Below are 12,857 nucleotides of genomic sequence, written 5' to 3' on the forward strand. Positions count from 1 at the left end.
ATTGGCATCGTAGTAGGTGGTTAGGAGTTCTGTACTGTTACTTCTTCCGGGTAGTAATGAGCAAAAAGAGCGTTTACTTTTTCCTCAAACCACTTTTGTTCGTCGGGCGTCGGTGGTCTTACCTTGTCTTTCAATCGTTTGATCAATGACCACCCGCGTGCTGTTCCGAGCTCCTTTTCTGCCGCTTTCGTAATCACAGTTCTTCCTGATTTCGGCAGGCGGTCATATTTGCTTATCAGCTCATCGTCCAAGAATCTCATAGTTTTTGGCCGTTTATCAACTTTTTTGCTTTGCCGTTTACAAAAAGTTGGTATAATTGTGGTGAATTGTTGGAACAATATTAAATAATATTCTCTAACATTTCAATACAATTTTCTAATAAAAAATCACTAAACCTGATTTATAAACCATAAAATCCTGTAAAACAGCACATTAGCTTTTGATAAAAATATGGAGACAGAGAATACAAATATTGAACCTAAGCCCAAAAAAAAGTCTTACAAGTGGCTTTTGTACGTAATCGGAGCGGTGGTCTTGATTAACATTATCGGGCAAATTATAAATTCCAGTAAAACAAGCGAACAGAAGGCCAGAGAATCCGAGACTGAAATCCATAACAAGTTGGTAGAATCTAAAGAAGATTCTCTAACCAAGGCGTACATTATCTCTAAGCGAGTTTTAAAGCAGAGCCTAAAAGATCCAGACAGCTATGAAGAGATCAACGCTGAAAAGTTTTTTGTCAAGCCTGATTTAAACAGCAAAACGCCTTCACCTTACATTCAAGTAGTAATCAAGTACCGTGCGAAGAATAGTTTCGGTGCCTTCAACATAGAACGGCGTTATTTCAATTTCAATAAAGCTATGGGCTTAACAGAAACAGAGAAATTAGACTAAAGCTTAAATACCTGAAGTATGAACTCAACCATTAATGAGCGAATAGTCAAGCTTATTGAGACATTGAAAATGTCTAATAATGCTTTTGCAAAGTCGATCGATAAATCATCGACCGCGATAAATTACATCTCTGATGGTAAGGGGAAACCCAGTTATGATGTATTAGAAAGCATCTTTAAAAGATACCCTCAGGTTAGCCGGGATTGGCTTCTTATGGGTGAAGGTGAAATGTTCCGAACTTCAGCTCCTGTTAACAAACCTGTTGACGGCGGTGATTTCGGCGAGCGTGTTTTAATGGAAGTGCGGCGACTGTTTGAGGAAGAGCTGAAGGAGAAAAATGCCCAGATAGCAAGTCTCAGTCGCATGCTTGAAATGACACTGGGAAAGTCTAAAGGTGTCTCCAGCAGCCAGGTTGTATCACAAGGAATCAGAAACACTCCCTTTCAGGTCATTCAGGGCGCTGAGTTGGGGTGGGTTTTCAAAAAATTCGGCTCATAAGCCGGTTTTTTTGTTCCTTTGAGGTACAATTTGGGGTACACCAATCTGTCAAGCGCAGACAATTGGCTCAAAATCAATATATTATAAGGCAACGATTCGAATCTATCGCGGTTCCAGCAATCCCGTCCGGACCGCAAACTTTAAAAAACCCCGTCAAACGTAACGTTTGACGGGGTTTTCTGCTTCCTAGGGCACTTCCGAATTCCATCACACACACAAAAGGTATTCTGTACTTCCGAAATTCTTACGACATGAAAACCTCGATGAAGGTCATTATCAAGGACGACTACGTAAAGAAAGATGGTACCTCTCCCCTCTATCTTCAGGTGTTTATCAATCAGGAAATGATCCGTTTCCCGCTCGATATATCGTGGCCACCACCGTTTTTTGACAAGTCGGCCGGACGGCTGAAGGCACGCAGTAAAACCGACAAAGACCTTTCTGACTACCAGATTATCATCCAGAGCAAACAGGGCCGAGTTAATGAAATATTCAAGTACTACCGGCTCAGTGAAAAGCCGCTGACGGTTGAGATCCTGAAAAAGGAGTTTTACAACTTCCGGCTGAAGCAGGACTTTCTCGACTTCTGGAACCGTGAGATGGAAGACAGATATAGACGTAGAAAAATCGAAAAAGGGACGTATGTCTGCCATTCCGCCTCACTCTCAAAACTGAAAGAGTTCAGAAGTACAATTGCATTCGGCGAACTAACCCCTAAACTTCTGGAGAACTACCGGGCATGGCTAAAGACCAAGAAGAAGAATGCAGCCACAACAATAGAGAAGAACATGAAGGACGTGCGCACGTACGTAAACCTTGCCATTCAGGACGGCATTGTAATAGACAATCCGTTCAAGGTAGTTAAGGTCAGGCATATAGAAACCGTGCCCGATGTGCTGAGTATTGAACAGGTACAGCAACTTATGGAGCTTTATGAGGCGGCATCGACTCCTGAGAACTGGAAACGTGTTCTACAGCACTTTCTTTTCAGTTGCTTCACAGGCCTGCGTATATCTGATATTATGCGCGTCAAGGCCGATAATATCATTGACGGCCAAATCATCTTTAACGCTTACAAAACCCGTAACAAAGTGGCCAAAACCGTTTGTATTCCACTGCACGAAATTGCATTACGGTATATCACCGCCAATGTTGGTAAACTTTTCGATACATTCACTGATCAACACTGCCGCAAAATTCTAAAACAAATAGTAAAAGCTCAGAATTGGAAAGTCAGGATCGGAACGCACACGGCTCGTCATACTTTCGGAACCACGTTTATCGAGTTGGGTGGTGATGTTGTAACTCTAAAAGAGTACATGGGTCATGGTAAAATCCAGACGACGATGAAATACGTCCACCTATCTGAAAGACGTAAAAGAGAGCAGATCAATGTTTTCGACCGATTTAAAAAACAGTAACCGTATCTAAAAACAGATATAGGTCACTGTCTGAGGAGTGGATATAGCTGAAGGCAAAAAGTTCTGTATCTACGTAACTATAAGAAACCCCGATTACACTGTGATCGGGGTTTTCTTTTGGGCTACACTTTGTACAATTCAACTTCGCAGAGCACCGTTTGGCGGTCCATGATAATGCTGGCCTTGATTGATCCTACCAGATAATTAACCCCTCGAATGTGGACTTTCTGCCGGAAGGAAAAGCGGGCAAGGTCACCCGGCGTCAGGTGAACTATTTTCTTCACCAGAAAGGTGCTTTCCCGCATGGCTTCATAATTTGACCAATAGCGGTCGACAAGGTTGTTGGCTCCATGCCAGGCTAACCGGACGTTACCGTACTGATTCGTAGCAGTTGGAACGCCGCTGATGACTCCGTTCCAGAACAGAAGTTTCGGGCTGCCTGACTGACTGCTATCCTTATTATTGACGGAAATGCCAGCCTGCTGAATTTTTGCCAGTCCGCTGGTGGCGTCGGTGTTGAGCGTTGAAAACCGTGAACGCACCGGCAGGATACTACCACCTTGGTTGAGCGAGGTTTCTGGCGTGATGTATTTGTCGAAATCGGCCGGAACCGGATTCATCAGCAGGTCATTGCTGTCGATTTCATAACCGAGATCGAGCCGGTTAATAAGCTCAGGAATTTTGGTGTGGTTTGGAAACGCCTTATTTGTCCAGTCAATGACATGCTGAGTACTGATGATATCTTTCGCAAAGTCTGCAGTCAGAATCCTGTTCCAGGGATCGAATTCAAGGTACAGGTTGAACAGGAGCCGAAGATTTAAGATGAGCTCAGGCATGGTCATTGCCGGCAGGTGATTGGTGTAGCTGAGCGTGGTGGCGCCATCGAGCGCATATTGATTGAACAATAAAAGCCGTGATAAGGTAGGGTCCGTAAAGAAATCACCGGCAAAGCGGAAGTTTGCCAGTTGGGCGAACCGGTTAAACAACCATTTCAGATAGATCATCGGTACCCGCGCATTGGGCAGAAACGCGCTTCCGTTCCAGTTGTTGACGGTACCGCTATAGCTGACGGTGGTATTGTTCCCGTAAAACGAAGGGTTAATCACCGATGGAAAGAAATACTTTGTACCGGCGTCGGTAAGGCTCGGATTGACCGCCGGCGATGCCGGTACCGGCTCACTGCCAAGGTCAAGCATTTCGTTTAGCCTGGTCTTCTGGAGGTCAAAGAAGATCTCACCCAGGTTATGGGTGTAGTACAACGAAAAACCTTTCTCATTTACCTCTATGATCCGGATAAACCCGCGCTCGATCTGCTCGCCGAACAGGTACTTTTCGGCACGGTATCGCCGGTTGTCGTAACCAACCTTCGGGTCATAGAAATAGCCGAGTATTCGCCGGTTGCGGGGCGTCGACGGGACGGTAAACGGATACACACGGGCGCCCTGGATCTCGCTCATGTCGAACAACGGGTTGAACGTTTCCAGTGAGAACGCGGTATCGGATGCCAGGTCGAGCGATTGACCTTCAATTCGGATGTCTATCATTTGAAGTTTGAGGCGTTGACAACAACGTCGATTTGGTTATTCACGTTGATGATGTTCTGCACACTGATTGACAGGTTCTTGGCCGCAATCTGGGACAGGTAGCTGTTTGAGGTGTCGAGCTTCATCGAAATAGTCTGGAGCGTACCGATTACGTTGTCGATGCCGGCCACCGTTGCTTTGGTATTATCGGCAATGCCGGACATCAGCTGCTGAGATTTCTCAATCTGATCATCGGTCATGGATACCGTCTCAGCCATTGACCCGTTGGTCGTACTGCTATACTCGCTGTCGTTAGTGCTCTGGGCGTTGTCACTTTGTGAGTAGGCCGAACCACCGCCACCACTATCACCGGATTCGGCCACATCGGCTTCGGTACCATTCAGATACATTTTGCCGAAACGGGTTGGCTGAAGGTACGTGTCGTAACTGCCGCCATCTGATCCGGCGATGCCACCACGCCGGTAAATCTTTGCGCCGTTCTGATGCAATGAGCTATGCAGCAACCGGTCAATAACCGGCTTATTGTTCCGGTAGGTATTCCGGGACAAAATCATGATTGGTTCACCCCCTTCGAGCTCACCGATTTCTTCACCGGTATCGCGGCGGGTCATGGCAATACCGGCATCACCATAAGCACGGCCGTGTAACGGGCCTTCCGGAACACCGGCGTTCCGGACATAACCACCACGGCGATACTCCGGTGGTTTCTGGGATTTAATGATCCCGATCTGAATGGCAGCCATCGCCGCCGAAGCTGCTACCCCGATCAAACCGAGCGGGAAACCCATCGTTGCCATAGATTTCAGGGCGGCCATTGCAGCATTAATCAGCGCCATCGCAATTTGCAGAGCCTGATCCCGTTTCCAGGCCTTGAGCTTTTCGGCTTTCTCTTTCTCAGCGGCTTCTTTATTCAGCCGTTCGACTTCTTTGTCATATTGCTCTTTGCTGATCTTACCCTGATCGTACTGAGCCTTCCAGCTAGAAACCTGCGTGTCTTTCTCTTTCTTGATTTTAGCCAGCTGAGAATCGAGGTATTTTTGGTTCAGCGTTTGCAGCGAACCGACAATCTGCGAGGCTACCTGTAAGGTTTCCTGACCTTTCTGGGTAAAATCCTGAAGCTGCTTTTGATTTTTGGCAGCATCGTTTTTCAGCTTATCATTCAGGAAGCCCATGAAGGCTGTGTAATCGCCTTTCATAAGTCCGTTCAGGGCGTCGAAAAACTGTTTGTTGTTTTCCTGACGTTTCTGATTGGCTTCCTGCTGCAGCTGAACTTTATCCTGCTGTAGCTTGGTCTCGTTTTCTTTCAGCTGAGCCGTTAGCCGGGCGTCAATCGCTTCGATGGATTGCTTACGGCGGTCGGTGTCCTGAATACTCTCTTCGATCCGGGCTTTTTCTTCGGCCGCTTCACGCTGGAGCTTTTGGGTTTTGTAGCGGGCTTCCAGTTCGAGCAGGTTTAGTTTTGCCTGATACTGTTGCTGGGCGTTGTCTTTTGTGAGCGCCAGCGACATATTGGCCTTGGCCACTTCGGCCTGATAGGTATTGTCGAACAGCTCTTTCTCTTCTTTATACTGCTGATCCCGATGCTGTTTGTTGCGTTTAGCTTCTTCGTCCTGCTGTTTCTTTTTGGCGGCATCGACGTCGGACAGAAATTTGTCGTTCAGCTGCCGGAGCATTTCGGCTTTCTGGTTCTCGTCGGTTACCGTTTTTTTGATATAGGCTTCGTCTGGACTTGCAACAGAATATTGGAGAATATTCTTAGGCCGCCATCGAGGAAGTGTAAAAATAAGTTTCCTGTTGATTGGGGGTGCGGTAGCCCAAAGCTGAATGTTTCCGCTGACGGTTGTACCACCCTTCAATATACCGCTCAGGCGGCCCTGTCGAAAGTGGCTAGCCGAGCTGCTGCCCACGTCGTAAAATGAGCGTGATTGACCAGCTCACTTTTAAGCGTTTTAAAGAAGCTTTCGGCCACTGCGTTGTCCCAGCAGTTACCCTTACGACCGCCGGGCGGCCCCGTCATACTTTGGTCAACAGGCAAGTCTTTCAACTCATTGCGAAACTCGGTGCAGGCGTATTGAACCCCACGGTCTGAATGAAACATCAACTTACCATCTATCGCTCTGTTTTTAAGTGCCATATGCCAGGCTGCCACGCTGGTATCCATCGCTTTTAAGCTTACACTCATAGCCCAGCCAACGACTTTCCGATCTGCCAAATCCAAAATTACAGTTAGGTACAACCAGCCCTCTTGGGTGGGAATGTAAGTAATGTCTGACACCCATTTTTGGCCGGGCTTGTCTGCCGAAAACTCCCTATTCAGCAGATTTTTAGCCACTGGGTAATCGTGCTTCGAGTCGGTCGTCTGCACGCGATACTTTTTGTAGATCATGCTCCGAATACCTACTTTCTGCATCACTCTGGCAATGCGGTTACGGGAGGCCTTCACGCCCTGCTCGTGAAGCTCCTGAGCAATCCGGGCCACCGTGGCGCGGGACTACCGTAACGGCCCCTGCTCTGGGTATGTACACGCCGAATATGCTCCTCCAGTTTCTTTTGGTTTTGTTGTCTGACTCCAACGGGGTGCTTACACCAGTAATAATAACTGCTACTGCCGCCGGGCGGCCCCGTCACATTCAATACTTTACACATCTTCTCAACAGGAAATATAGTGGAATTTTCCTTTATAAACCGGTATACTTCCCGTCGGTCTTGGAGAAGATGCTGACGACCTTTTTTAGTATATCGCGTGGCTTCGGCCATCCGATCCATCTGGGCTTCTCGAAGCTCGCGCTGGAGCCTTCGGATCTGTTGCTGCTCAGCTGTAAGAGCAGAGTTACCGGCTAAGGGCTGATCTACTTGCTTGGAGCGTTGTCTCCACGGCGTCGGCCGTCCGATTACTAATCCGTCCAGGATCGATCCCCAACTCGCGGGCAGCTTCTTGGATTCATCCTTTTGCATAGGACAACTCAACCGGTACGCCGGGGCGGGCCATTTCCCTGAATGCAACGGCGAATACTCGTCGTTTAACCATGGTCAAATTAAGGTTTGCTCCCCAAATGTGCCCAAAAAAAGTCTCCAGTCAAATGTAGTAACTCCAGGTTGAGCATGCACTATATCCGTAAAGACAATCAGATGGTGAACAAGACCCAACGGATCAACGTGCCGGGCGTGGTGACGCTTGTTGTATCAATTGCCGCTTATGCGCTGTCCATGACGCTTGGAAAAGAAGCCATACGTCCACAAAGTCTTCTGCTGATTCTTGTTGCCGCGCTGTCAGGTCGTCTGTTCGTTTATGTTCAGAAACGCAGTAGTAACCCATTGATCGACGCCGGCGTTTTTAAAAATTGGGTACTGCGAAACTCGTTACTGGCTAATTTTCTGGTGGCTACGATCATGATGACAACCTTAGTAGTTGGCCCCTTCTTTCTGACAGTTGGTTTAGGTCTGAATGAATTTAATGCCGGGTTAGTCATGTCGGTCGGCCCGTTGATTTCGATACTGACCGGAATACCCGCCGGAAAATTAGTCGATACACTAGGTCCGGATCGGATTGTAAAAATAGGTCTGCATGGTCTATGGGCGGGTACAATAGCCTTAGCCAGTTTACCGGCAGTTTATGGGTTGACGGGGTATATCATCGGGATTTGTTTGCTGACGCCGGGATACCAGTTATTTCAGGCGGGTAACAACACCGCTGTGATGGCCCATACCAGCAACAGGCAGGATGGAATTATAGCTGGCATCCTGAATTTGTCCCGTAACCTGGGACTGGTTACGGGAGCGTCGATCATGGGAGCTTTATTTTCAATGGCGGTCGCCACGAAACCGATTCGTGCAGCAAAGCCGGAGGATATGCTATACGGGATGACCGTCACGTTTGGAGTGGGCGCTATTTTACTGGGCCTGGTGAGTATACAATCATGGCTGAAAAGCCATAAGCCTGTCATTCATTGAACCGGCTTTCGTGTTCACGTAAATACTGCATGGCTTCTTTCACGGCCAGTACCGGATCTTTGGGATTGAATCCTAATTCTGTTCGTGCTTTTGTGATGTCAAAGTTCTGTTGCAGCCCTGAGAACATGGCAATATCTTTGGTGGTGAGCAATGGGGCTTTCCCCGTTAATTTACTTCCCGTTTCCATAAACCAGGCAACGGTAAACAATATAGGTTTAGGTACGGCCGCAGGTAATTTGATTTTTAACCCGGGGAAAAGCCCGCGGGCAATTAGGGTCGTGTCTTTGATAGACATACATTGTTCGTTCGCCAGAATATAACGTTCGCCATTTCTGCCTTTTGTTGCCGCCAGATAGCAGCCTTCGGCGACGTCTTTTACGTCGATCCAGTTCAGGGTGATATTGGTCTCGACAGGAATCTGTTTTTTCAGAATCAGATTGATGATATTATAGGAAACATTTAACGGGGCAAAGGCTCTGCTGCCAATCATTGCTGATGGTAATACGGCTACCAGTTCAATGTTGTGCTTTTTTGCCAGGTCAAAGGCCAGCCTTTCGCCGTCATTCTTCGAATTGTAATACATATCCCGGCGGTCAGGATTGTAGCCATACTCTTCTTTGACGGGAAGTTTGGAATAGTTCAGGGCCGCGATAGAACTCACATAAATAATTCGTTTGACGCCGGCTTCGGCTGCGGCCTCTATGGTATTTTTTATACCGTCAAGATTTACGTCATAGATTTCTTTTTTTGGGTCCCTGGCCCAAAGTTTGAACGCGGCTCCAACCGCATACAGAACGTCAACGTCCTGTAATGCGCTTATCAGTGATTGCTTGTTGGTGATATCGGCTTGTACTACTTCGCAATTCAATCCGGCAAAGGGTTCTTTGTTTCTGAGGGTACGAACCGAAGCCCGGACCGGAATGCCTTTTTCAATCAGTAATCGCACCAGGTTGTTACCCAGATGTCCGTTGGCCCCGGTAACCAGGGCCAGATTGTTCTGTGTCATGTGTTTTGATGGTTAATTATGACACAAAATTCAGGCTTGCCAGGGCAACTCTGCTTCACAAATGTTACTTAATCATGTCCTTGCGGATTCTGCTCAAACTTTTCGGATTCATCCCCAGAAATGAAGCGATGTATTGCAGCGGAACGTTGTGGAGTATATGCGGATACTTGTCAATGAGTTTTTGGTATCGTTGTTCTGCCGTGAGTGTGGCTAATTCGTTTGACCGGTTTTCGTTGTAAGCGAGCGACTGCTGAAAAATCAAAATGCTGAAATCCTTGAACGCCGTGCTTTGCTGCGTCAATGTATCCAGGTTGCTTTTAGTAATCCGAAGTAATTCACAGTCAGTAACGCACTCCACATATTCGCTGGAGTCTGCCTGATTGATGAAATTGAAATAGGACGTAATAAAACCGGGTGGACAGTTGATATGGGTTGTCACTTCATCGCCTTTGTCGTTGTAGTGAAACAACCGCACAAAACCGGATACCACAAAATATAAGTACTTCGGAATTTTCCCTTCTTCTTCAAGAATACGGTTTTTGGGCGAAAGCACAGGCTCGAAATACTGCCCGCATAACGCTTTGTCTTTTTCGGAAAGTGATTCGTTTTTCGAAATAAGCTTTAGAAGTTGTCCGTGCATATTCAATCGTTTTTGTAGTGTCTTCCTGAATCGATGCCAGGTGGAAGGAGTCAGCCATGTCTGCCCGAAAGTAACTTATTTCCAGAATGGTTTTGTACGGAGGTTCTTTAGCGGCACATGATACTCATTTTTGAATGCGGCATGAATAGCCATACAAACGCCGGGATCTCCAAAATTGTAGACAATCGTGTTCTCAACGTTTTCTGAAAGCAGAAGAATTTGTTTTACGTTTTCCGTAACCGACTTAGCGGATATAACATGACAGTCCAGCGGAAAACTCTGGTCGATGTCGGCAAACAGGTCGTCGTTGCATTCTGTATAGATAAAGCTTCTGACGTTTTTGCTGATAGTAATCCCCCTGTGTAGTTCATACAGATGGGATAAAGACGTTACATCGCCAATTAACAAATAGTTGTCAGCCGTGTTATCGACCAGCAATTTCCCTTGGGGTTGATTGAAATAAACCGGTTCGCCCACCTGAGCCGATTGAATCCAGCGAGCTCCTTTCCCATTGGAAAACGTACAGAGCGCAAAATCGGCGGTATGGTAAACCGGATCATAATTCCAGAAGGAATATTTGCGGTGTTCACAAAACGGGTTATCGTACGGATTTCCTACATAAACATCGGCTGTGAACCCCGGCACGTAGTTCATTTGAGCGAAATCACTACTTTGGACCTTGAGGTGGAAGGTGTGTTCAGCTATTTTTTCTTTCTTCAGAATAACACCGCTGTACATGTCATTCGGGTCATTTCGGTGTCCCATAAAATTGAGGTTTTATGGCTGCAAATCTGACACCAACGCCATCGGAAAACATTGATGCAGGTCAACTATTGTTTTTATTTTACTTTGGCTTTCAACCGGCTTAAGGTTTCCTGCGAAATATTCAGATACGAGGCTACCAGTTTATTGGAAAGCCGGCGGACAATAACCGGGTTTTCGGCCAGTAACATCCGGTATTTTTCAGCAGCATCCTGAACCAGAAAAGACATCAGTCGTTTGGTGTTGTTCACATACGCGTTTTCCAGATAATAGCGATAAAATTTCTCCCATTGCGGAATCGTATCCAGCAGATGATAAAAGTCGTGATGACTGATATAGAGCAGTTTGGTGAGCTCGGTGGCCTGAATAAACTCTTCGGACGCTTCGCCGGTAATAAAGCTGACCAAAGCGGTGGCAAACTGGTTTTCAAAGGCGAAGTAGCGGGTAGCTTCCTGCCCCTTATCGTCAATGAAGAATACCCTTAAACAACCCTTGCCAACGAAGTAGGTTCGCTGGCTGGTTTGTCCGTGGGTCACCACGAGTTCGTTTTTTGTTAGCGTTAGTGGCCTGAAGTACGAAAGAATTGTATTCAGCTCCTCTTCACTGACCTTAATCTGACGGTTGATATACCGACTCAGTTGTTCGTGCATTCACTCAGAGTTTGTTCAGTTAGGGTCTGGTGGCTACCCGCTCCGCCAGTTTGCGGGCGTTTGGAATGATAATGAAGGCAGCGGCATAGGCTACCGGTAGCATTACGCTCCAGGCTTTGAGAAACTTCAGGAACCAGTCGGGGCCGAAACCGTAGTTACGCATCAGGCCAACGAAAGCCATGATCAATGTCATCGGGATTACCACAAACAGGGTGTTAATGTACTTAAAATATTTCTTTTTCATTTGAGCGTATTTAATTAGTCGACGCTGCAAAAGTGCGGGGTCCTGACACCAAAAACTTTGATGTAGGTCAAAAAAGAACGGGCAGCTTTCTGCACCCGGGTTTTGAAACTTTTGCTATGAATGAGCTTACCGATCGCTTCAGCAATGACGGGAGTGATTTTTAAACTGTGTCAGGCAGGTAACCGGCAGAACGACAGTTTCTCCTGCTCTCATGGCTTAGTAAAAAACTGCTTATAGCGTCAGACAGGCTTTTTTAACGTTCTCCACGGTTGCCTTTGACACCTGCCGGATCGCCGCAATCTGCCGGATTGATAATCCCGCTTTCAGATCCCTGACCACACCCGGATATTTCTCCAGTATCGCTTTTCTGTTCAGTACTGATCCGGGCGGACGCCCTAAGACCTTGCCTGCCCGGCGTGCCTGATCCAGTCCGGAGCTGATCCGCTCGGATAACCGCTCCGTTTCCATGGCATCAATTTCGGTCATTACAGCCTGCACAATGCCGGCAACAGGGTTACGCCGGCCATTCGGCATAAGAGTCTCCAGTCCCAGATTATGGGCATAGACCGAAACGCCCAGCTCCGTAATTTCCTCCAGTAATCCTGCTGTTTCGCCCCTGCGCCGGCCGAATCGCGAAAACTCACTGACCAGCACTTTATTAATGGAGCCCGACCGGCATAACTCCAGCAGCCGGCCAACTTCAGGACGGTCAATATTTCTCCGTTTAGTAGCCGATCCGGTTTCACTAATGATATGTAGCACCCGCAGGCCTTGCCGTTCGGCTACGGCCTGCAAATCGGCAAGCTGGCGGTCGTAGCTCTGTGATTTCGTTGATACCCTGACAAACAGGGCCACCGGTATCGGTTTGTTCATGATACAAGTTAGGGAACTGTCCTGAAAAAATCATTACCGGAAAAAAGGCCGTTTCACATGCCTCTAAGAAGTAGTGAACGGCCCTCTGATGTCCTGTAGAAATCAAGTGATTATTCCATGACGACAGTTTATACCCTATTTATAAATCACAAATCCCTTGTTTAAAACAACGATTAATAAAAAACTGAATGAATAATAAAAACAAAGCATTTTAACCTGCAAAAAACCAGCACATTCCCATCCACTGGTATATACCTGAAAATGAACCTCCTGCGATATGCAACCATTAACTGATCGTTTTAAGACAAGTAATACTTAGAACGTGTTGGGGAATTGAAAAAAGCAGATAGTCGTGTCACCTTTGTGGTCGCCAA

At 46.9% G+C, this 12,857-nt stretch carries 14 protein-coding genes; 4 read left to right on the top strand and 10 right to left on the bottom strand.

Annotated features, from left to right (window positions below; all coding sequences use genetic code 11):
* Positions 1 to 20: 20 nt before the first annotated feature.
* Complete coding sequence (locus BLX24_RS28775) at positions 21 to 260, bottom strand: hypothetical protein (RefSeq protein WP_071506688.1); 240 nt, start codon at positions 258 to 260, stop codon at positions 21 to 23.
* Between the two features lie 190 nt (positions 261 to 450).
* Here BLX24_RS28775 and BLX24_RS28780 point away from each other — a divergent pair, with 190 nt between their 5' ends.
* The 3 genes from BLX24_RS28780 (at position 451) to BLX24_RS28790 (ending at position 2,813) form a co-directional block, all read left to right on the top strand.
* The gene (locus BLX24_RS28780; RefSeq protein WP_071506689.1) at positions 451 to 894 is read left to right on the top strand and encodes a hypothetical protein; all 444 of its coding nucleotides are present in this window, start codon (positions 451 to 453) and stop codon (positions 892 to 894) included.
* A gap of 18 nt (positions 895 to 912) precedes the next feature.
* Positions 913 to 1,392 (top strand): helix-turn-helix transcriptional regulator, encoded by a 480-nt coding sequence (locus BLX24_RS28785; protein WP_071506690.1) that lies wholly within the window; start codon positions 913 to 915, stop codon positions 1,390 to 1,392.
* Positions 1,393 to 1,643: 251 nt separating this feature from the next.
* Positions 1,644 to 2,813 carry a site-specific integrase gene (locus BLX24_RS28790; RefSeq protein WP_071506691.1) on the top strand — a complete coding sequence of 390 codons (1,170 nt, stop codon included), beginning with the start codon at positions 1,644 to 1,646 and terminating at the stop codon, positions 2,811 to 2,813.
* 122 nt (positions 2,814 to 2,935) lie between these two features.
* Here BLX24_RS28790 and BLX24_RS28795 read toward each other — a convergent pair whose 3' ends face one another.
* The 3 genes from BLX24_RS28795 to BLX24_RS31905 form a co-directional block, all read right to left on the bottom strand.
* Positions 2,936 to 4,357 carry a hypothetical protein gene (locus tag BLX24_RS28795; RefSeq protein ID WP_071506692.1) on the bottom strand — a complete coding sequence of 474 codons (1,422 nt, stop codon included), beginning with the start codon at positions 4,355 to 4,357 and terminating at the stop codon, positions 2,936 to 2,938.
* Complete coding sequence (locus tag BLX24_RS28800; protein ID WP_071506693.1) at positions 4,354 to 6,030, bottom strand: coiled-coil domain-containing protein; 1,677 nt, start codon at positions 6,028 to 6,030, stop codon at positions 4,354 to 4,356. The genes BLX24_RS28795 and BLX24_RS28800 overlap by 4 nt, the downstream gene beginning before the upstream one ends.
* 191 nt (positions 6,031 to 6,221) lie before the next feature.
* On the bottom strand, positions 6,222 to 6,836 hold the full coding sequence (locus BLX24_RS31905) for an IS3 family transposase (protein WP_143092856.1): 615 nt from the start codon (positions 6,834 to 6,836) through the stop codon (positions 6,222 to 6,224).
* Positions 6,837 to 7,459: 623 nt separating this feature from the next.
* Between BLX24_RS31905 and BLX24_RS28810 the strand changes: the two genes are divergently transcribed.
* Entirely contained in the window at positions 7,460 to 8,308 is an 849-nt protein-coding gene (locus BLX24_RS28810) for an MFS transporter (protein WP_071506694.1), read from the top strand.
* Here the strand turns inward: BLX24_RS28810 and BLX24_RS28815 are convergent.
* The 6 genes from BLX24_RS28815 to BLX24_RS28840 all read right to left on the bottom strand — a co-directional run bounded on the left by BLX24_RS28815 (position 8,298) and on the right by BLX24_RS28840 (position 12,483).
* Positions 8,298 to 9,314: an NAD-dependent epimerase/dehydratase family protein gene (locus BLX24_RS28815; RefSeq protein WP_071506695.1), complete on the bottom strand. Its 1,017-nt coding sequence runs from the start codon at positions 9,312 to 9,314 to the stop codon at positions 8,298 to 8,300. The two genes, BLX24_RS28810 and BLX24_RS28815, sit on opposite strands and share 11 nt — an antisense overlap.
* A gap of 64 nt (positions 9,315 to 9,378) precedes the next feature.
* Positions 9,379 to 9,954, bottom strand: a complete 576-nt coding sequence (locus tag BLX24_RS28820) for a Crp/Fnr family transcriptional regulator (RefSeq protein WP_071506696.1) — start codon at positions 9,952 to 9,954, stop codon at positions 9,379 to 9,381.
* 75 nt (positions 9,955 to 10,029) lie between these two features.
* A complete protein-coding gene (locus BLX24_RS28825; protein ID WP_143092857.1) occupies positions 10,030 to 10,692 on the bottom strand; it encodes a ferredoxin reductase domain-containing protein in 663 nt (220 codons plus the stop codon).
* Positions 10,693 to 10,793: 101 nt separating this feature from the next.
* Positions 10,794 to 11,366 carry a Crp/Fnr family transcriptional regulator gene (locus BLX24_RS28830; RefSeq protein ID WP_071506698.1) on the bottom strand — a complete coding sequence of 191 codons (573 nt, stop codon included), beginning with the start codon at positions 11,364 to 11,366 and terminating at the stop codon, positions 10,794 to 10,796.
* 19 nt (positions 11,367 to 11,385) lie between these two features.
* Positions 11,386 to 11,610 carry a DUF2798 domain-containing protein gene (locus BLX24_RS28835; protein WP_071506699.1) on the bottom strand — a complete coding sequence of 75 codons (225 nt, stop codon included), beginning with the start codon at positions 11,608 to 11,610 and terminating at the stop codon, positions 11,386 to 11,388.
* Between the two features lie 231 nt (positions 11,611 to 11,841).
* Positions 11,842 to 12,483, bottom strand: coding sequence for a recombinase family protein (locus tag BLX24_RS28840; protein WP_071506700.1), 642 nt, complete (start codon positions 12,481 to 12,483; stop codon positions 11,842 to 11,844).
* Positions 12,484 to 12,857 lie beyond the last annotated feature (374 nt).

It is taken from the genome of Arsenicibacter rosenii (assembly GCF_001870735.1).
Taxonomy (GTDB): Bacteria; Bacteroidota; Bacteroidia; order Cytophagales; family Spirosomataceae; genus Arsenicibacter; species Arsenicibacter rosenii.

Coding starts and splice junctions, on each gene's coding strand:
- BLX24_RS28800 (WP_071506693.1), bottom strand. CDS start 6,030: ATGCTCCGGCAGCTGAACGACAAATTTCTGTCCGACGTCGATGCCGCC.
- BLX24_RS28835 (WP_071506699.1), bottom strand. CDS start 11,610: ATGAAAAAGAAATATTTTAAGTACATTAACACCCTGTTTGTGGTAATC.
- BLX24_RS28815 (WP_071506695.1), bottom strand. CDS start 9,314: ATGACACAGAACAATCTGGCCCTGGTTACCGGGGCCAACGGACATCTG.
- BLX24_RS28820 (WP_071506696.1), bottom strand. CDS start 9,954: ATGCACGGACAACTTCTAAAGCTTATTTCGAAAAACGAATCACTTTCC.
- BLX24_RS28785 (WP_071506690.1), top strand. CDS start 913: ATGAACTCAACCATTAATGAGCGAATAGTCAAGCTTATTGAGACATTG.
- BLX24_RS28825 (WP_143092857.1), bottom strand. CDS start 10,692: ATGTACAGCGGTGTTATTCTGAAGAAAGAAAAAATAGCTGAACACACC.
- BLX24_RS28790 (WP_071506691.1), top strand. CDS start 1,644: ATGAAAACCTCGATGAAGGTCATTATCAAGGACGACTACGTAAAGAAA.
- BLX24_RS28840 (WP_071506700.1), bottom strand. CDS start 12,483: ATGAACAAACCGATACCGGTGGCCCTGTTTGTCAGGGTATCAACGAAA.
- BLX24_RS28780 (WP_071506689.1), top strand. CDS start 451: ATGGAGACAGAGAATACAAATATTGAACCTAAGCCCAAAAAAAAGTCT.
- BLX24_RS28830 (WP_071506698.1), bottom strand. CDS start 11,366: ATGCACGAACAACTGAGTCGGTATATCAACCGTCAGATTAAGGTCAGT.
- BLX24_RS28810 (WP_071506694.1), top strand. CDS start 7,460: ATGCACTATATCCGTAAAGACAATCAGATGGTGAACAAGACCCAACGG.
- BLX24_RS28795 (WP_071506692.1), bottom strand. CDS start 4,357: ATGATAGACATCCGAATTGAAGGTCAATCGCTCGACCTGGCATCCGAT.
- BLX24_RS28775 (WP_071506688.1), bottom strand. CDS start 260: ATGAGATTCTTGGACGATGAGCTGATAAGCAAATATGACCGCCTGCCG.